The sequence below is a fragment of the Bacillus sp. DX4.1 genome (assembly GCF_030348195.1).
In the GTDB taxonomy this organism is placed as follows: domain Bacteria; phylum Bacillota; class Bacilli; order Bacillales; family Bacillaceae_G; genus Bacillus_A.
Genome location: NZ_JAUCFT010000008.1, coordinates 1615546 through 1635024, shown reverse-complemented (window position 1 = coordinate 1635024; position 19479 = coordinate 1615546). Strand labels below are relative to the sequence as shown.

Here is a 19479-nt window from a genome sequence, read left to right as displayed (position 1 = left end):
TCTATATTCGCTCTAAGTAAAGTGCCAAATCCTGCACTAAACCAGACTCCCGCTCGATATAAGGTTTATATTCTTTTTGTTTTACTACTTGCAATTGATCTAACAAATTGGAAACATCTTTTAAAATTTCCACCATACCAGATTCAGAGAACATTTGAGCAATTTCAACTTGATGATCATCAACATGTTCTTTATATTTCTTTCTTCTTGGTACAACAATGACTTTCTTTTTCTGTTTCAACGCTTGAATAATTGAACTCGTACCACCATGCGTAATCACAATGCTGGCACGTTCCATATATGCCGAAAATTCTTTTGGTGTTAGCATCTTTTTCACCCCGATATGCGTAGGTATATATGTTGAATATCCAATTTGTGCAAACATCTCTTCTGAAACTTTCCTTTTGAGAGCTAATTCATCTAACGCTTGAATCAATCGATTAAATGCAAACTTTTGTGTTCCAACAGTAATGAATATCAATATATGCCCCCCTTATATTCTGCTTTCGGGTAAAATTTTTTTAGCCCTTGTGACTGAATATAAAAACGATCAGCTAAGGGATAAACCATTCTCCCTGTAATCGTTGGTGAATGTACTTTTGCAAAGCTTTCAATAAATATAATTTGAGCGCCCATTAATTTTCCAAATAAACAAACAGGAAACGTCGCACCAGCACCTGTTGAAATGACAACACTAGGTTTTTCTTTCCATACATACAGCAGTGACAACCATATATTTCGTAAAAAAACAAATAAAAAAAAGAGATTTTTCCTCTCTTGTTGTTGTAAATAATAAACTTTATGTTGTTGTCGTAAAGACGCCGTTGTCATATTTTTTTCCGTTATAAAAAAATATGAATACTCCTTAACGATTGGTATGAGCTGAAAAATTTGTGATAAATGACCTCCCGACGAACTAGTGAGACAAATTTTCATTTCTCGTTTCCTCATAACATACTCCTTTATAAAAGAACTTAATAAACACCTCTTTTATTCTATGCTGTTCGTATGGTGCTACTGTTTCAATTGCTTTTTTTCGCATGTATTCTTTTTTTTCCTCTGAATACAAAAGGAAGTCATGTAGCTTTTCTATTAGATCTTCTCGATCCCCAGGCTGAAAAAACAATCCATTTTCTTTATCTAAAATATAACTTGTTAAACCACCAATTTCAGAACCAATAACCGGCAACCCACAACTCATTGCTTCTAATCCCACCAATCCTAAACTCTCTCCGATTCTCCTCGTTGGAAACACAAAAACTTCGAATATATTATATAAAAGACACAGTGTTTCATGAGAGACAAAATCAAATAAAATAACATCATCTTGTAAAGCCAATGATTGAATTTGTTTCTGTAACTCTTTTTTATTTTTCCCATTTCCCACCATGATTAATTTCACAAAGGGAATAGCATCATCCTTTTTTAAAACTGAAAAGGAATAAATTAAATCATCCCACCCCTTTTCATAATCGATTCTACCGACATAACCAATATAGCGATATTGCGGCGACAAGTGTAGGGTAGAAAATTTCGCTTCTGCAGGATAAAATATTTCTCTGTTAATGCCACCAGATGGAAAAACTCCAATTGGAGTGGCTATCTTATATTTCTCTCTAATAATATTTTGAAAATATACAGATGGTACAATAATAAAAGCGGAATGTTTTAGTAATAGATGTACAAATGGCTGTAATAGTCGTTGTATACTCGTCTCAGGAATGACGTCACTTCCATGAACATTCGTATAAACTTTAATTTTTCTTTTCAATAATTTTATCAGCAAAATTGGCAAGGCATTGTGTGATGCATAATGTACATATATAATATCGTAGGAATAAAACAATAATTTCCACATGATTTTTATATAGTGGTATACATAAGCCAGTGCTTTTTTTAACAAAGCTGTTTGTTTATACATAACAATGGGCTCTAATTCCATTCCTTCCTCTACCAATAGATCCGCCGTTTTTTTCACAAATATTCCATAAGCAGGATAATCTGCACTTGGATACATATTAGATATGAGCAATATCTTCATGACAAATCTCCTTTAATATGTCATTCAAATTCTCATAAATATTCTTCCGATTGAATTGGTCCGTGTCTATATACTTCGTATCAGCTTCTCTTCGTTTATTTAAGTACATAAGTGCTTCATAAATCTCCGTTTCATCATTATTTACTACAGAAGAGAATGGTTGATCGAATAATAAATTATGCAAATAACCATAACGAATATCATTTATACATAAAATATGTTTATGCAATGCCATATAGTCATATACCTTCGTAGTTGGTTCATATGGATGTCCACCCGAAATAAGAACTGTATAATCAGCTCCTTTAACATATTGCAACGCTTCTTTATATGGCAGAAAACCAGTTTCATGTATGTACTTTCTCATAGTTGGTTTGTTCTCTATAAACTCTTGAATTACTTTTTCTTGTTTACCAACATGAATAAAATTTATCTTCTCCTCATGGCCTTCATTATATTTTTGAATTGCATGGAATAGAGGGAACGGATTTCGAAATGTCCCAAATTTCCCTGTATATACAATCTTAATCCCTTCAACATTACTACTTTTTTCAATAACATTTGTAAAGTCTTCTGGATCATAGCCATTTGGAATTGTAATAAACTTATTGTCTTTTTCATTGCAATACTGCTTTTTATACATATTCGTTGCATCTTCAGTAACATTTAAAATAAAGCTTGCTTCTTTAATAACGTTTGGTTCAATTTTGCTTGCAACTCTTCTTCTTATTGCAGATTGATTATACGGGGTTAATAACCATGGATCTCGAAAATCTAAAATATATGGAATTCTCATTTTCTTTTTTAAAACTGGAGCAATAATCCAATGAAAATATGGGCCTCCTGTGTATAAAATATAATCAAACTTTGTAGTCGTTACCTGTTTCTTTAATTCCTTATACAGCGGGAATGCCCAATACAGCCCTTCTTCTTGAAAAGACGTAAATGCAGCCCACCTTTTTGTACGTATTACCTGTACAGCTTCAGGAATATCTACGAATTTGTTGTAATCTATTTCATTTTTTTCATAATATTCTTCACTCACTGTTACAACTGTTAATTCCCATCCTAACCTATGAAAATATTTAACAAGCTTTGTCATTCTTACTCCCCCTACTGATCCATAAGGTGGAAAATAGTACGCAACAACCAGCAATTTTTTCATATTTCTTCTCTCCCATCATTCACTAAACTTTGAATTATTAAGGTAATAAAACAAACTTGAGCAAATGTATCATTTCCCAAATTTGCCATTGCATTATATGAATTAATCATGAGAGACCAGATTAGAAAATAACATAATATACGGTATTCCTTCTTTTTTAGTAAAAGATACGCTGGATATAAAAAACATAAAAAATAAATTATCCCTACTGCTACTAACCCATAATCATATGAAAGCATTAACAATGGGTATTCAAAATTTTGCGTATCATCATGAAAACTTTGTGCGACAATTCGGGAATAATTCTCACCTTTTCCAAATAATATGTTTGGCAGTTCTTTCCCTTCTTTGAGAAGTTGTTCTATTAAGTCATTACGTCCAGAAGAAACATCATTATTTTCAATTCCCATCGTAAAGCGCTGTAATAGATTGTCTTGAAATAAACTGGATTGAGATAAAAAAAATAATAATACTACTATCCCTATATAATAGAGAAGTCGATATTTTGTTTGATACACGAATAACAACAAAAATAAAAATAAAAACAGCGCTGTTTTACTTCCGCTTAATAGTAAGCCAATCGCTGTAATAAGAATGATAAGATAGGGGGGGAGTAATGTCTTTTTTTTCGAACTATAAATGAAATTTAGTATAAAAAAACACAAAAAATACTTTGCATTCGTTAATGGATGTCCCATGAAAGAGTACAATCGATAAATATTTGATAAATTTTCATTGTATATAAGACTACTTAAATCTTTCCCTACAAATATGGTACTTGCCATTCCCAACTGTAGATAACGGTTCGTCACATAATCCACTAAGCCAAAACAAAACAAAGCAATCATTAATATATTAAAAAAAAACAAAAATCTTCCAAGGGTATGCAACGCTTCATCTTTTGTTAGCTGAATGCTCACTAAATATAATGGGATCAATACAGATGCAATTGTTAAAATCAATTGGCGACTATCATAATGAAGAAAGAAAATACTGTTAATCATTACAATCATTGAAGCAAAAGAAGCTAGATAAAATAAACCTACCAATATACGTTGCTTAATAAAATAGAATAGAATACAAGCAATACTTATAATCAAAAATAACAAGTTAAATGATGTAAATGTACTTTGAATCGTAGACCGAATCGTCTCATTCAATACAAACAGTGATAAAAAAAAACAAACGCTGTAATGAATCGTAATGAACCTTTGATATTGCATATTTTGTAACGAATACACCGTTTTATCCATACTTTAAACCCCTTGTTACCTTTTTAATCATCCTTTGATAAAAGAAATGATTTACAAAAATAGTAAAGAAGTATGTAACCGCATTGGCACAGGCAGCTCCTAATACTCCATACTCTTTGATAAAAATATAATTCAAAATTACATTCATAATAACAGCGACAATTCCCGTATAAAAATTCCCTTCTATTTTCCCTATACTCATCATCGTAATCCCTTTTGGAGAATATAAACTCCAGAAATATAGACCTGCTAATAATAAATAAAAATAAGAGACAGAGGAACGGTATGTTTCACCAAATACAAAGGGAATACAAAACGGTACAATGCAGCCAACAAAAACTATCATTACCGTCATTAATAGAAACATTCTTTTTCGATACGTATTTACAATTCTTTGTATTACATTTATGTCTTTTGATTTTTCAGAAATATATGGAATCATAATTCCGTTAAATGACTGAGGAATCATCATCATAGCGCCAATGATTAGCTGTGCTACACTATAATATCCAATTTCAGTTCTAGCATCCGTCATATAACTCAGCATAATAATGTTAATTGTCGACAGTAATTGTCCTAATAAATTTGTTAAGCACGCAAATAAGCCCATTCTCAAAAGTCCTCGTACATAAATCCATTCCATTTTCACCTTAAAAAAATCTTTCAAATCCACCCGTACTAGATATAAACAAAAGAGAACTGTTATACAATTTGATAGTACAAGACTGATAATATAGCCTTGAAAATGAAAAAAAAGTGCTGCTATTATACTCATCGTTAATACAAGCATTTTAGTAAAGATTTGAACTTTTGAAAGAAGTTTCACCTTTTTTTGTGCCTGCCAGTACACAACTAATATTCCGTTAATAACCATAGAAGGGATTAATAAACAATACATTTTCATCGCTTCATTAATTAAACGATCCTTTGAAATAAGTTGCACATCCGCTAAAATAAATACAATACTTGTGAGGAAAAGGGCACTACATAAACTAATCTTTATCCCTACTAAAAAGTACCATCTCTTCCATTCTTCTTGTTGTTCTGCACATTTCTGTAAAATTGCCGTATTCATTCCCACGGTAGCTAACAATACAAATATTGCTGTAAATGACTGTAGAACTTTGATTCTTCCAATTTCTTCAACAGTTAACCATCTTGTTAAAAAAATCTGTCCACTAAAACCTGCTAACTGAATAAACACATTAGCAGATAACAAATGAAAAAAACCTACTTCAATGATTTTCTTCCAAAGCATATATATATCTAATCTCATTTTCACAATTACGCCGTTCACTTGTTTCATGTTGTTACTCCTCTAAAGAAACAATTTGCTTATATACATCACATAACCTTTCTGCATAGTCTAGTGATTTATATTGCGATAGTTTTTCTTTATAAGTAGAATAATGTTGTATAACATCTAGTGTTTTAGCTTCTAAAGCATTCATATTTTGAGAGGGAAACACAATGGTTCCTTCAGGTCTTTTGCAAACATCACTTGCAATTGCTGGAACACCAAAATAAATAGCTTCCGCAATTGATACTCCAAAACCATCCATTAATGTAGGACGAATAAATAGATGACTATTTTTGAGAATAGGATAAAATTCGGTATCTTTCACCTCATAAAAATATACATAGTCATTCAAATGGTATGCACTGACTTGATCTTTCAAACTCTCATAATATGCTTTCTCACTATCATTTTGTCCACCCACATCTAAAACAGCTATAAAGAGGCTTGCTTGTATATCGTTTGAATGAATTCGTTTCAAGAGGTGGATTAATAAATCAAAACCATATATATCTTTTTCATTCGAAGTACGTACACATCCATTTGCACAAATTAAAAAGGAACTTTTATTGATAAAATCCCATGCTTCATTAGAAATCCCTCTCTCATCATATTGTGTTTCAATCGGATGTACGTAAGCAGGAAGTGTCATTACATTTTGTTTTTGAAACCCTAATGTCAACAACTCTTGTGTATTCCTTTCATTTACACAAATAACCTTATCTATACGACGTAAACTATTGATTAAAAAAAATCTTTTTATTCTCCCTGCGTTTTTCAGTTGAAAGTATAAACTTTCTCCATGAACTGTTAAAATAATTTTTTTTCTAAATATTTTATAAAATCCTAACAACATTCTTACTCGTATATCCGGTGAATGAAAATGTAGAATATCCCCTTTTAAAAACGGAATTTGCCAAACAAATTCAATATATCGTTCTATCTTATACACTTGCTCCGCAATATCATCCCGTTTCGCTTCATTATAAACTGCACACGTATATCCATTTCCCTCCAAATATTGTTTCATTCTCTTTACATGAACAGATACTCCACCAACTGGGGGTGGGTATGGTGCAACCATAACAATACGCATACATTCTCCTTTCCTACACTTTTAACTTTTGAATATGAAACAATTGCTTTCCTCTCTGTGTTCTTTCAATATCATCCACATACACAATATGAATATCCACGCTATCTCCAAATTTTTTATATAACTCCCTTAAGACTAAATGCTCATTCTCGATTCTATACGTATTTTTCTTCACAATTTTCAATATAACAACACCTGGTCGATCTTGATAAAATTGAGCCAATTCAATTTGTTCCTGCAATGAAAAAATCACTTTATAAGCTCCTGTCAAAATTACTTTACTTCCCGTCTTGGTTATAACAACTTCTTGCTCCCTTCCTAAAATCCTTTTTGCTAGTACATGGTTCCTTCCGCATGAACATGTTTTATTTGTACATACTGCTAAATCTTTTGTTCGGTAACGAATAAAAGGCATAACAGGATTATGAAAACCAGTTGCAATTATTTCTCCAACTTCGTCTTCTTGATTCACTAATTGATTACCATTTGCAAACTCTACAATTCCATACTGGCTTTCAAAATGGTACATTGTACTATTCTCACATTCTCCAGCAATTACAGCATGCTCAGTATGACCATAAAATGATAGTATTTTCTTATTAAAAGCAGCTTCAATGATGGCTCTTTGTTCCGGTAAAATATTTTCTGATACACATAAAATTGCTTTTAAATGGAAGGAAGGAAGTTGTAATCCATGTTCTATCATATACCGAGCTAAAAGAAAAAGAGAAGATGTGTATCCTTGAATAAAATCTGGTTGAAATGATTCAATCTTTTTGAAATATGCCTCTATATTTTGAGCATTCAATTGTGAAGAAGATAAAAACAAATGACGTTTCCGATATTCAAACCATTTCGCTCCTGTTGTAACACTTTGTCCCATCAGAATCACTCGTCGATTTTCCTTACGTATGTTATAACCAGCCCTTCCCCAAATGTGGGTAACAAACGCCCATTCTTTTGTCAATTCTGTTCTATCGTGTCGATAAAAACCAAACGGTACACCCGTTGATCCACCTGTTGTTACATATTGAATCTTTTTCTTTTTATACTGAATAGAAATAAATTCTTCTAAATGTTCTCGAATAATTTCTTTGGTTAAGTAAGGGATTAATTTCAAATCATTCATACATTGAATATCCCTAGGGGCAAGATCTCGTTCATTAAAAATCCGCTTGTAGTACGGAACCATTTCATAGGCATATTGTAACAATTCTTGAAGCTTTAGCATTTGGTACTCTTCTTGCTGTTTCTTATCCCACCACTGTGATTCTTCCAAAAACATATACATATCTCGGTATAATTTCCCGCATCTTATATAATCAGGTATTTTATAATACATATGTCGCAATGTATTAGAAACGAACCTCTTCATTCTTATCGCTGCTCCTTTTTTTTAGCACCCCTATGTTACATGATGTATTTTGATTTTTTCCCTTTATCACTAATTTTTTACTTTTAACTTTTGTACCATAACTCTTACTAATCATACAATCTTCTACAAACAACTCTCCATGCAAAACTTCCACATAAAGTTGTAGACCTTTTTTGTTTAATCTACACCCCGTTTTCATTATGTCAATTGTTACATCATCATCTAAAACAAAGTTTGATGTATATTCACAAATTTTCCCACTCGTTGTTTGTTTATCAAAAAAAGAATCTTTTATCCATATTTTATTCTCTTGTAGCTTTATATCTCGCTCGTGTATAAGATCACTAAATCCTCTATGTGTTCCTATAAAATGCTGTTTTGTAAACAAAGAGCATTTTGCAAAAGTCTGTTCTGGCAATGAAAATAACAAGGTTTCACGTATATCATTTTGCTCCTCTTCATTCACCTGAATCGTATTATGCATATTTGTGCTTCTAAACAAATTTCTCATTTTATAATCTGCAGTATATACGTATGTTCCTGAATCTATAAAAAAATCTTCTCCTGACACGTTTAATTCAATACTCAACATATCGTTGTGGCTATGAACACCTCTTCCACGAACAGAAAGTTCTCCACAACGAACAACACAGTAAACTTCCTTATTTTTCAACAAGTAATACCCACCATTGGGATATGCTTTAGAAGTATATTCGTTTTTTCTTTCTATAGTTTTAAAAGAACCACATATCCACAAAGCATTTTCTTCATGGCCAGTTGCATAAGCCCGAAAATCATCCCGATTAAAAAACTCACCTGCAATTGCTAAAACATGGCGAAAATCTCGTTTATCTTCATTTCCATATTGAGATAAAATGAGTAATCGTCCATCATCTGCATCGCCTATAATCGGTGATAATCCATTTTTTTTCGTTATATCCTTTATGAATTCACACATCTTCTCTAATACAATACTATATTTCATTGATAGTTCTATTCCATTTTTCTTACACAAAATTGTTGTTGACAATAACATTTCGGTTACTAAGCGATGATAGGAGGTAGAAGATTCAAAATTTGTCCCATCTACATTCACTTGGTTCTCCCATTCTTTTTCTAATTCTTTGAGTGAAAAAGCTAACCATACATTCGGTTGGTAAGAACTAGATTTTGTTATTTTTAAACCTCGAAAAAAAATTCCTAACCAAATGAGCCCCACTATATTTGTCAAATAATGATTTGCCCGATACTCTCCTTTATTTTCAAGGTTTTTATAAATAAATACTCCATGCAAATAAAGAGATTGAAAGAAACCTTTTTTAAATTCATTTGTTATAAGCGGAGATTTTTCAAAGAACATATATGCACTCATCCAATTTATTGCTCGAATTGCAACCTCCATTGAACAAGTCCAATTTACCGACATTTCTACTGGATTACTTTCGATCCAATCTTCAACTTGATTTATAAATTCTTCTATATATTGTTGATTTTGTGTAATCCAATATGCTTTTCCTAGCGTAAAAAAATGATAGCAACGCGAAAGCTCCCACGGTATTTTCACATCAGCATCATTATATAAATCAATTTTCTTTATCTTTTTGTAATACTGTGATTTCCATTCGTATCCCACTTTAAAATCAATATGCCAAGGAAGTTTCTCTCCTACATCGCACATTCCTGAACCCAATATTTGAAACAAGTGTTGGCATATTCTGTCAGCATCCTTTTGAATTTCTTGTAATTGTACGTTACTTAACTGCATCATAAACTGTTCTTTCTCATCCTCCGTAAAGAAAAAACACCAATCTGATTGAAACGTAGAAAAGTCGATATAAGAAGCTGTAATAGGATAACGAGATATCCACCTTCTGCGAATCATATCTTTACACATCGTTATAGATTTCCTAAACGATTTTTGAAAAAACTTCTTTTTAGGAATTGTATTCCATTTGTGTAAGATGCTGTTTTCTTGCACTATATTTAATCATTCCTCTCGTATCTATCACTGTCTTGTTTATCAATAGCTTTTGATTAATAGACTTAAACTTGTCATGATCAACTAAAAACACAATAATTTCTGCTTTTTCAAGTGCTTCATCAATTGACGTTAAACGAATTCCTCCTGCTTGAAAGTTAGATGGTAGTGCTGATATATACGGCTCAACAACCAATAATTCTTCTTTATCCTCAAACTCTATTAATTGTTCAACAATTTTCATGGCTGGACTTTCTCGTAAATCATCTATATTTGCTTTAAATGACAATCCAAAACAAGCAATTGTTGGCGTACTAAATTTTACTGCTTGCTCTCTTATTTTTTGCACCACATGATACATTTTATTATCATTCACAATACGTGCCGTATAAATCAGTTTCGATTGTTCTGGTGCAGAATTGACTATAAACCAAGGATCTACTGCAATACAATGCCCGCCTACCCCTGGCCCTGGTTGTAAAATATTGACCCTTGGATGGTGATTTGCTAGGGAAATTAATTCCCAAACATCAATTTGTAATTGATCACAAATAATAGACAGTTCATTTGCAAATGCAATATTTACATCCCTAAAAGAGTTCTCTGTCAATTTAACCATCTCAGCTGTTCTTGCATTTGTTTCTAATAGATTTCCTTTTACAAATCCTTTATAGAAATCTTTTGCTTTCTTAGTAGAATCTTCATTCATACCTCCAACTACTCGATCATTCATCTTTAGTTCCTGTAATATACGTCCCGGAAGTACGCGTTCAGGACAATAAGCTACATAAATCTTACTCTTTTCGTTTCCTTTATTACTACCCTGAACTGTTATATCAAGCCTTTTTTGTTCAATTACATCTGCAACCATCTCTGTTGTTCCAACTGGACATGTTGATTCGATAATAACAAGATCTCCTTCTTTTAGAACTGGTATAATAGAATCAACTGCATTTTTAACATAGCTCACGTCCGGTTCATAGTATTTGGTAATAGGTGTAGGAACAGAAATAATAAATACGTCTGCTTGTATAGGTTTAGTTGAAACCGTTAATGTTCCATTTTGTACAGCTTCTTTCACTATACAATCTAAGTCACGTTCAATAATATGTGTATCTCCATTTCGAATGGTTCGAACTACTTCTTCATCAATATCAACACCGTGGACTTGATAGCCTTGTGATGCTAATAAGCTAGCAATGGGAAGACCAATATATCCTAATCCAACTACACATGTTTTCATTTCATTCATCCCCTACATTAATATGCTCCATTATTTTTAAATAAATATCGAATGGTTTTAATAATAATTTTTATATCATACATGATTGTTCGATTCTGTATATACATCAAATCTAATTCCACCATTTCTTGAAATGACAACTGATTTCTACCACTTATTTGCCATATTCCTGTACACCCTGGTATAACTAATAATCTTTGTTTTTCGTATTCTGTATATTCTTTTACTTCTCTTACTAGTGGTGGTCTTGGTCCTACTAAACTCATTTCTCCTTTTAATACATTCCATAGCTGAGGTAGCTCATCAATACTAGTCTTACGTAATATCCGACCAAATTTAGTAACACGAGGGTCATTTTTTATTTTAAACATCGCTCCACTTACTTCATTATGTGGTAATAATGCTTGTAGTTGTTCTTCCGCATCGTATACCATTGTTCTAAATTTATATATATAAAATATACGTTCTTCTTTTCCAACCCTTTCTTGCTTAAAAATTAAACTACTTTTTCTATCACTTAATTTAATGAAGATGCTTACCAAAACGAGTAATGGTGCTAATAAAATAAGTCCAAATAACGCCCCTATAATATCCATGCATCGTTTACCGATCACATACCGTTTCCTCGGTTGCATGTACAACATTTTTTTCATAGGCATCTCTTGATTTGAGTTCATTCTTTGGCGGTCCTTACATTAGTAAATATTCTCATGACCTTATACCTCCACAAAAAACTAGCATGAATTTGCTTACATTTAGGCATCTAACCCATCCTCACACTATACTATTGATGACAAGCATCTAAGGTAATAAAATTACCCACAGCATAGCCGAGTACCTCCATTGATATAGGTGAGGAGATATTACCTAAATCATAAAATATTATATACATACTTTTTTCTAACGAGTATTGTTCATTGCAAATCCAATTACACGAACGGAAAGCCCTTCAGCAATACTGCGTGTTTCATAAAGCTTTGATTTTCTTGTATACTCTTTTTGAATCATAAAAATAACACCATCACATAAGCTGGATAACAATTGTGTCGTTGCATTTTCATTGAATCTCATAGCATTGATCAAGACAATATCAAACTCTTTATGACTGTTTTCAAATAATAATTTTAATGAATCTATACAATTTTCTTTTTCGGAATATTCAGAGTAAAGAACTTTTGCCGGTACTACGTATAAATTTTTTAAGTGTGACTTGTAGATAAGAGGAGATATCCTATTATCAAGCATAGAATCATCACTCGGTCGTTTTTCTAATTGCAAATGGTGGTGGATATTTGCACCTTCATAATCTGTATCAATTACTAATACCTTTTTCCCTTCTTCTGCAAATATTTTTGCTATCATACATGTAAATGTATAAACCCCATTTTCTTTTTCAGGTGCAGTAATAACAAATGTTTTCATTCCTTTTTTTATATTCAATATTTCTAGTTTCAATTTTGCTTTTCGGTAACTTGTAACCCCTTCCTCCACTCTTCTATCTTTATTTCTCCACCGAAAAAATTTATACATGTGAACCACCTACCTGTTATAAAGTTAAAAATTTTCCGGTTTCATCATCCGGTAAATACCAATCGCACTTTCACATAAATTGTTTCTTGTAACTACAGGTGATTATCTCCTTCTAATTTTTTCATTTTCGTAGAATTTCGAGAATATAAATTTTGTACTCGATTCTTATTAGATAAATCAATATTTTTTTCCTCTATCACTGTAATCATCGGAACTTGTAAAATATTTTTCACATCTTCATCAAACCAAATTTTATCGTTATATGTATTTCTTACTATCGCTAATCCCATCCCTACTACAATTCCAAATATAATAGATGCCAATACATAATTTTTTTTGTTTGGTTTTACAGGAAATTCTGGTTCCTTGGCTTCAGAAAGTATTTCTATATTTTTTACATTCATTTTGTCTTGCGAATGCCGTAAGAACACATTTGCAACTTCTGAAGCTATAGATTTTGCAATCTTTGGATTCACGTCTTGTACAGTAATAGACATGATTTGCGTATTCTTTTCATTTACAATTGTGATTTTTTCTTGGAGTGTGCTAGTAGATTCATTTAATTGAAGGTTAGTTCGTACTACATCTAATATTGCGGAGCTTTTCAATACGAGTGTGTATGTGTTAATAAGTTGTAGATTAGCTTGAATTTCATTGTATACAACATTAGCATTTGGTTGTGCTGATGGATTTACTATGAGCTGAGTTGAACTTTCATACACAGGTTTCGTTATAAAGAACACATATACAAGACTTATTGATAAGAAAAATAATGTTGTTGCCGTTATTTGTAATACGTTTCTTTTGAGAATTGCTGCCAAAAAAGATAAATTAATTTTTTGCTCCATATCATCGCCCCGTATTATATTTTATATAGATTATAACATCATTCTTTAAGTTTTCATCCTAAATTTACCACATAATTCCGACATATTTTTTCCATTAATATGAATATTTTGAAGTATAATGTAATATAGTACATTGTTTTTTAAAATTTATTCTCGAATTTATAATAAATTTACCTCATACTAAAAAAAACGGCTCCTGTCTAGGAACCGCTCTTTTTATAACATTTTTAAAAATACTTCTGGTCTTCCCCAGTTCATCTGCTGACAGACAAATCGCATTTTTACTTCATCAATTGTATGAAGTCCTTCTTCTAGCAAACAAGAAACTGGAACTTCACAATGAATTTGCGCTAATTGTAATGATATATTTAAGTTCTCTAAATCACTTTCAATTTTTGTACGCTGCGCTTTCGTTAATGACGCAATATTTTCTAAAACAGCTGCTACTGTACCATGCTCTTGAATGATCTTATATGCTGTTTTCTCACCGATTCCTTTTACACCTGGATAGTTATCACTTGTGTCTCCCATAAACGCTTTCGCGTGAACGATTTGCCAAGGTTCTACCCCTTTTTCTTCCATAATCTTCTCTGGTGTATAGTACTCATAGTTTCCAATTCCTTTACGAAGTAGCATAACCGTAACGTTCGTATCCACGAGCTGTAGTAAATCTGTGTCACCTGTTAAAATATATACTTCTGCTTCACTTTTATATACTTTCGCTAATGTACCGATACAATCATCTGCTTCGTAGCCTTTCATTCCAATTACAGGAATGGACAGATGAGCTGTCATTTCTTGTACTAAATCAAATTGTGGAATTAATTCTTCCGGTGGCGCCGCACGATTCGCTTTATAGTTCGAGAAAGACTCTGTTCGAAACGTTGTACTGCCCATATCCCAGCACGTTACAATATGCGTCGGCTCAATTGCTTGCGTAGCAGTTAACAAATGTTTCATATAGCCATGAATCCCGTTTGTCGGGGTACCATCTTGTCGTTTCATAAATTGTCCGTAAACACTCGTTGCGTAAAAAGCACGAAATAGTAGTGCCATACCATCGACTAACAATACTTTTTTCATAATTCCTCTCCTAATAAAAAAAAATAATAACCTCACGTCATCACGTAAGGTTATATATAAATAGATTACCATTCTACGTATCTTTTCAACTCTATCTATTATACATTGTTTTTCTATATTTAGCATCCTTATCTATTCCAACCACAAGTTCTAGACAGTCATTTTTTACAACATGTGTTCAATAATCCAGAATATGTGTTTTTCCCAGTTGAAACGACAACAGCTCTTGCATTTCCATTTACAATATGTGAACCCATAAAACATACATTTTCAAGTTCAAGTGGATTGTAATCTTTCATACGTTTCAATGGGATAAATCGTTTACGCTCAAGATGATAACAGCTTTCAAATTTCTCGACAGATGTTTCTTTCCCTGTTACCGTAGACTCATTTACTAAGAAATCCTCTGCATAAATAATACGTACATCTGCCGGAACAATATCACCTGCAGAAAGAAAAATCATATCGCCAGGAACAAGCTCTTCAATTGGAAGCTCCATCATTTTAAAATCACTATTCGCTCCTTGAACAGCACACTCTTCTACTCTTGAAACAGTAACTGTCATAGACTCATGCTCTGTTTCACTATGAACATGATGTTTTGAAAACAGAGGAATGATCTCGCCTAATTTCATCATAATATCAGCGATCAATGCTCGTTCAGAAGATAATTGATTTTTTCCATACACGTGCATACGCTTTTTCGCTTCTTGACTAGAAAGGCCATTTCTTGTTGTTTTAAAATAAGCAAATACAGACTTTATATCTCTCGTTGCAATTTCAATTAACAACTCTCTATTTTGTTGTAGCATAGATTGTTCTTTCATCACTTTTTTACTTTGTTTCTGAGACATGTTACCCACAAGTTTATTTACATATAACATACTATCGTCTCCTCCTTTATAACATAGGAAGAAACGCTTTGTTTCTCGATTTATCCTGCTTTAACGACTAAGAAGTTCCTATAGTCTGTTAAAGAGTGACGCGTTCAACTAACGATTATGTTTAAACAAAGCATAACGAATAACCGTTCGTGAAACGTTATCTTATGATAAATATAGAGGGAGGAACAAGTCGTTTCCTGCCTACATCATATATTTTTATTTTGAAGTATATGGGTAACGGAACCGAGTCAGAATTTGACATGCTCCTCACCTCCTCATTCGTTTTTTTAGTCATTTTTTATACTATGAAAATACTTATATCTTATTAATAAAAAGACCTCTACTCGTAAACGAGTAAAGGTCTGTACACACGCAAATAAGCGATTCCTAATAAAATTAGAAATACACGAACCTCTCCCTCGCCGAGTTTTAGCACTGTATAGCATAGGTACTTTACCAGCTACATTAAGAAAAACCTTAATTCGATCATTCCTGTTGACCCATTGGCGTCTCTCGACATTTTTGGGCAGTAGCATTTCTCTATACAGGAGCCTCACCTAACAGAGACATATTTTATTACATAGAAAATGTTACTCCTATTTAAAATAGATGTCAACACTTTGAATTTAAACTTTTTTCTCACTACAACAAGTATTTCCTAGAAAATGATTCTGGCAAGAATAGTCCAGTTCTAATACTAGTTGCTTTAGGGTTTTGTATACTTCTCTTCTCAAGGCGGCAAGCTTGAAGAAGATACTCTTCTACTGTTCCATACTTTTCTATAATTTCGTGATAAATCTCATCTAAATATTCACGATTAAATTCCAAATAAATCCATTTTGTTTTTTCGACATATAAGCCGCAGCTATGGATAACAAAAGGTGACCTGCACTCCTTTTCTCTCTTTGTTTTCACTATGTATGGGGCAGGAAAAGGAGCTGACCGCTTCTATGCATGAACGGATGCTCTCTTCCACCTAAAAAGAAGGGCTTTATGTCGGTTTTTTAATTTGTATTTATATAGTTTGTTTTACAACAAAATTCATATGTTATATAAGTATTTATTCTATCTTATAACTTTTGGATATGAGTATCTTTAAAACCTGTTTTATATTTAAGACCATATCCTAACAGACGATCCATTCCAATATGAGCTGTCTAAATTAAACCAATCATAAGGGTGACATCTGATTTTAGAAAGACGCCTATCAAAATAAGGAATATCGATACTATGTAAGTATGAAACAGGTTATAAACCTGTGCACCAATATGGTTATTAATAAAATATGCTAACATTGAAACATCAGGTACTAAAAGCAGCAAGAGGAATATCAACCAGCTAAACTCATTTAATGCGTAAATATAAATAGTCGCTATTAAGACAATAAACCCTTCGAAATGTATGATTTTTTTCTCCATATTTCACTCTCCTCTTTAACCATCAGTTAATAATAAGTAAAGGTTATTAATACTTTCCATAATGTTTTTAACATGATAATCAGCTGTTTTTTTACATTTTCATACAGAGCTTCACCGCTGAGATAAAAAGTTATAAAGCCATAAAATGATAGGAAGATAGACCATTAGTTAATTCAGTACATACATGGATGAATTTTTCATATATTTTATTAGAATCGCTTTGCAGAAAATATTGAATTTCTTCTTCCTTTATTAAAAACATTACTTTAACTTCCTTAAAATGCAAATAATTAATTGAACGCGTTTTCTAAATTAATATCTAATTTGTCATAATTATGAACTTGCAGCAAACTAATGATTCCTAATTAGCTGTTTTACTTTTGATCTATATGTATTTTGATGCTACATTCCCATCCTGTTTTCTTTATTTAATAAGTAACGTAACGGGAACTTCCATTTTCTAATAGAACGCGGAGTATTGATAATCCACAAATCATCGTAGGAATTATACAAGCTGTGATGATGTTACGGTTACATGAAGAAGAAATAGGTGATGAGTTATTCCCTAAAGTGATGGATAAACTCATTGACTATGTATCAGAAGGATTAACGAAAGACAAATAAAAACCTTACGTATAAAACATAAGGTTTTTCAATATGTTAAACAACCGGCAATAACGACTCCTATGGAAATTGATAAAAACATAAGGAAAAGTCCGACAGCCTGGTTATCTTCTTCGATGCTTTGGTTGATATTAAAGCGCGGTGTACACCACTCAGCTAAATAAAACACAATAATTTGCGCTAATACTCCAATCGCCCCCCATAAAACCATATCCATTAATGAAACAGAATGAGCAGCAGTCGAATACAAGACAATAGCAAGACCAAGAAGTCTTCCTCCAAGTGCGTAGCTTGCCGCTTTATTCCCTTTAGCTATTAACGAAAATTCCTTCACTTTTGTTGTCACTTCCATAAGAAAAAGACCGATACATAAAAGACCGATTGAAACTGCTAAATAAAGTAAGAAATTTATCATTTATAATCCTCCTTTTTAATTCCGACAGGTAAATAATAAGATTCATTCCCCGTAATTTTTTCACCAGCACGTATACCAATACTACTTGGCTTCCCAGCAATTAAAAATGATCCAAACACATATGACAACTCCTCGTTCCCCTTTTCAGTCTCAAGAGAAACAACCGGAAGCTTTATATATTTTTGAAATACAGGAAGCTCTTTTTTATACGTTTGATATGAATTTTGATTAACAATATTGGTGTCTTTGTCACGAATTGTAACCGTGTCGCCTTCTCTACCGAACGAAGGCTTTTGAACAAAAGAACTTTTCCCTAAAAAAGTATCCTGTTCTAGGTAAGTAGGGAGCATATATTTTTTTATCCATTGTCGCTCCTCATTTGTATAAAAAGCGCCTGCCTCGGCCAATCCCCAAATCAAGCATTGAATCGATTTCGGCTGAAGTAAAAAGGACGAAATAGGGTTTATAATAAAGAGCTTGCCTTCCTTTACAAGTTGCAGTAGCTCAATCCCTACAAAATCTCCGGTTTTGGGATCCCGGTCCTCAACCAAATCCTCAATCGGATATGTTTGGCGATACAAAACATCAATTGGCACACCATCTTCGTCAAGTAAAGCATTTTCAGTAATTCTGAGTTCTGACATAGACATCATTTTGTTTCTAACCTGACATAGCTGACTCAAATACCGGGTAGTATTCCAATCTTCTATATGTTCATGATGGGCTGTAAAGACAACGTTCGGCCTTTCTATTCTTTTACCAGCTTCCATCACAGCTTTTGTGATACCAGAAGAAAGAAGACGTTCCTGACCCTTATTTGGATCATGATAATCTAATTCTTTGCAAACTTTTCCATTCATTTGGAAGCATTCCATAATAAAAGTAGGCGTATCACTATTAAACTCAAGCATTTTAATACCATCATCCGTCAAAGCAAAATCAAATCTCGAAATAATAGATTCAGGAAATAGAGATTTCATTCTGATAAAAGGCAGACTTGAAGAAGGAAAACCAAGTTCAAGAAGCTGAGCGTCAGACAAGGTCCGAAGAAGCCTAGCAGTCTTAAAAAATACTTTTCCCATTCGTTCTGTTGCTAATTGCAAATGCCTGATAGTTTGTTCTGTTATTTCAAAAACATGGAAAAGGCTATACTCACTCCCGTATAAATCAGACCAGAATTGAGGGAACCTTGAATAAAATTGATTTCGTTTCTTTATGTAAAACGACAT

17 protein-coding genes, 1 pseudogene and 1 riboswitch are annotated in these 19479 nt (G+C 32.6%); all 18 genes and pseudogenes read right to left on the bottom strand.

Annotated elements, in window-relative coordinates:
* Position 1 precedes the first annotated feature (1 nt).
* Positions 2 to 481: a PssE/Cps14G family polysaccharide biosynthesis glycosyltransferase gene (gene pssE, locus QUF99_RS11350; protein WP_289370142.1), complete on the bottom strand. Its 480-nt coding sequence runs from the start codon at positions 479 to 481 to the stop codon at positions 2 to 4.
* Positions 478 to 951 carry a PssD/Cps14F family polysaccharide biosynthesis glycosyltransferase gene (gene pssD, locus QUF99_RS11345; RefSeq protein ID WP_289370141.1) on the bottom strand — a complete coding sequence of 158 codons (474 nt, stop codon included), beginning with the start codon at positions 949 to 951 and terminating at the stop codon, positions 478 to 480. Before pssD ends, pssE begins: the two co-directional genes overlap by 4 nt.
* A complete protein-coding gene (locus tag QUF99_RS11340) occupies positions 917 to 2041 on the bottom strand; it encodes a glycosyltransferase (RefSeq protein WP_289370140.1) in 1125 nt (374 codons plus the stop codon). The genes pssD and QUF99_RS11340 overlap by 35 nt, the downstream gene beginning before the upstream one ends.
* Entirely contained in the window at positions 2019 to 3206 is a 1188-nt protein-coding gene (locus tag QUF99_RS11335) for a glycosyltransferase (protein WP_289370139.1), read from the bottom strand. Before QUF99_RS11335 ends, QUF99_RS11340 begins: the two co-directional genes overlap by 23 nt.
* Complete coding sequence (locus QUF99_RS11330; protein WP_289370137.1) at positions 3203 to 4459, bottom strand: hypothetical protein; 1257 nt, start codon at positions 4457 to 4459, stop codon at positions 3203 to 3205. The genes QUF99_RS11335 and QUF99_RS11330 overlap by 4 nt, the downstream gene beginning before the upstream one ends.
* Positions 4452 to 5765 carry a flippase gene (locus QUF99_RS11325; protein WP_289370136.1) on the bottom strand — a complete coding sequence of 438 codons (1314 nt, stop codon included), beginning with the start codon at positions 5763 to 5765 and terminating at the stop codon, positions 4452 to 4454. The genes QUF99_RS11330 and QUF99_RS11325 overlap by 8 nt, the downstream gene beginning before the upstream one ends.
* Positions 5766 to 5769: 4 nt before the next feature.
* Positions 5770 to 6852 carry a glycosyltransferase family 4 protein gene (locus QUF99_RS11320; RefSeq protein WP_289370135.1) on the bottom strand — a complete coding sequence of 361 codons (1083 nt, stop codon included), beginning with the start codon at positions 6850 to 6852 and terminating at the stop codon, positions 5770 to 5772.
* 13 nt (positions 6853 to 6865) lie between these two features.
* Positions 6866 to 8227 carry a phenylacetate--CoA ligase family protein gene (locus QUF99_RS11315; protein WP_289370133.1) on the bottom strand — a complete coding sequence of 454 codons (1362 nt, stop codon included), beginning with the start codon at positions 8225 to 8227 and terminating at the stop codon, positions 6866 to 6868.
* Entirely contained in the window at positions 8208 to 10121 is a 1914-nt protein-coding gene (locus tag QUF99_RS11310; protein ID WP_289370132.1) for an alginate lyase family protein, read from the bottom strand. Before QUF99_RS11310 ends, QUF99_RS11315 begins: the two co-directional genes overlap by 20 nt.
* 40 nt (positions 10122 to 10161) lie before the next feature.
* Positions 10162 to 11457, bottom strand: coding sequence for a UDP-N-acetyl-D-mannosamine dehydrogenase (wecC, locus tag QUF99_RS11305; RefSeq protein ID WP_289370131.1), 1296 nt, complete (start codon positions 11455 to 11457; stop codon positions 10162 to 10164).
* A gap of 8 nt (positions 11458 to 11465) precedes the next feature.
* On the bottom strand, positions 11466 to 12125 hold the full coding sequence (locus QUF99_RS11300) for a sugar transferase (protein WP_289370130.1): 660 nt from the start codon (positions 12123 to 12125) through the stop codon (positions 11466 to 11468).
* A gap of 223 nt (positions 12126 to 12348) precedes the next feature.
* The gene (locus tag QUF99_RS11295; RefSeq protein ID WP_289370129.1) at positions 12349 to 12978 is read right to left on the bottom strand and encodes an AAA family ATPase; all 630 of its coding nucleotides are present in this window, start codon (positions 12976 to 12978) and stop codon (positions 12349 to 12351) included.
* Positions 12979 to 13070: 92 nt separating this feature from the next.
* Positions 13071 to 13826, bottom strand: coding sequence for a YveK family protein (locus QUF99_RS11290; RefSeq protein WP_289370127.1), 756 nt, complete (start codon positions 13824 to 13826; stop codon positions 13071 to 13073).
* Positions 13827 to 14042: 216 nt separating this feature from the next.
* On the bottom strand, positions 14043 to 14909 hold the full coding sequence (locus QUF99_RS11285; protein WP_289370126.1) for a 5'-3' exonuclease: 867 nt from the start codon (positions 14907 to 14909) through the stop codon (positions 14043 to 14045).
* Between the two features lie 158 nt (positions 14910 to 15067).
* The gene (locus tag QUF99_RS11280) at positions 15068 to 15793 is read right to left on the bottom strand and encodes a P-type ATPase actuator domain-containing protein (protein ID WP_289370125.1); all 726 of its coding nucleotides are present in this window, start codon (positions 15791 to 15793) and stop codon (positions 15068 to 15070) included.
* A 408-nt stretch (positions 15794 to 16201) separates the two neighbouring features.
* A riboswitch (M-box (ykoK) riboswitch) is annotated at positions 16202 to 16365 on the bottom strand.
* Between the two features lie 498 nt (positions 16366 to 16863).
* A pseudogene (locus QUF99_RS11275) lies at positions 16864 to 17211 on the bottom strand (DUF4260 domain-containing protein).
* Between the two features lie 652 nt (positions 17212 to 17863).
* On the bottom strand, positions 17864 to 18250 hold the full coding sequence (locus QUF99_RS11270) for a DUF350 domain-containing protein (protein WP_289370124.1): 387 nt from the start codon (positions 18248 to 18250) through the stop codon (positions 17864 to 17866).
* A complete protein-coding gene (locus tag QUF99_RS11265) occupies positions 18247 to 19479 on the bottom strand; it encodes a glutathionylspermidine synthase family protein (protein WP_289370122.1) in 1233 nt (410 codons plus the stop codon). Before QUF99_RS11265 ends, QUF99_RS11270 begins: the two co-directional genes overlap by 4 nt.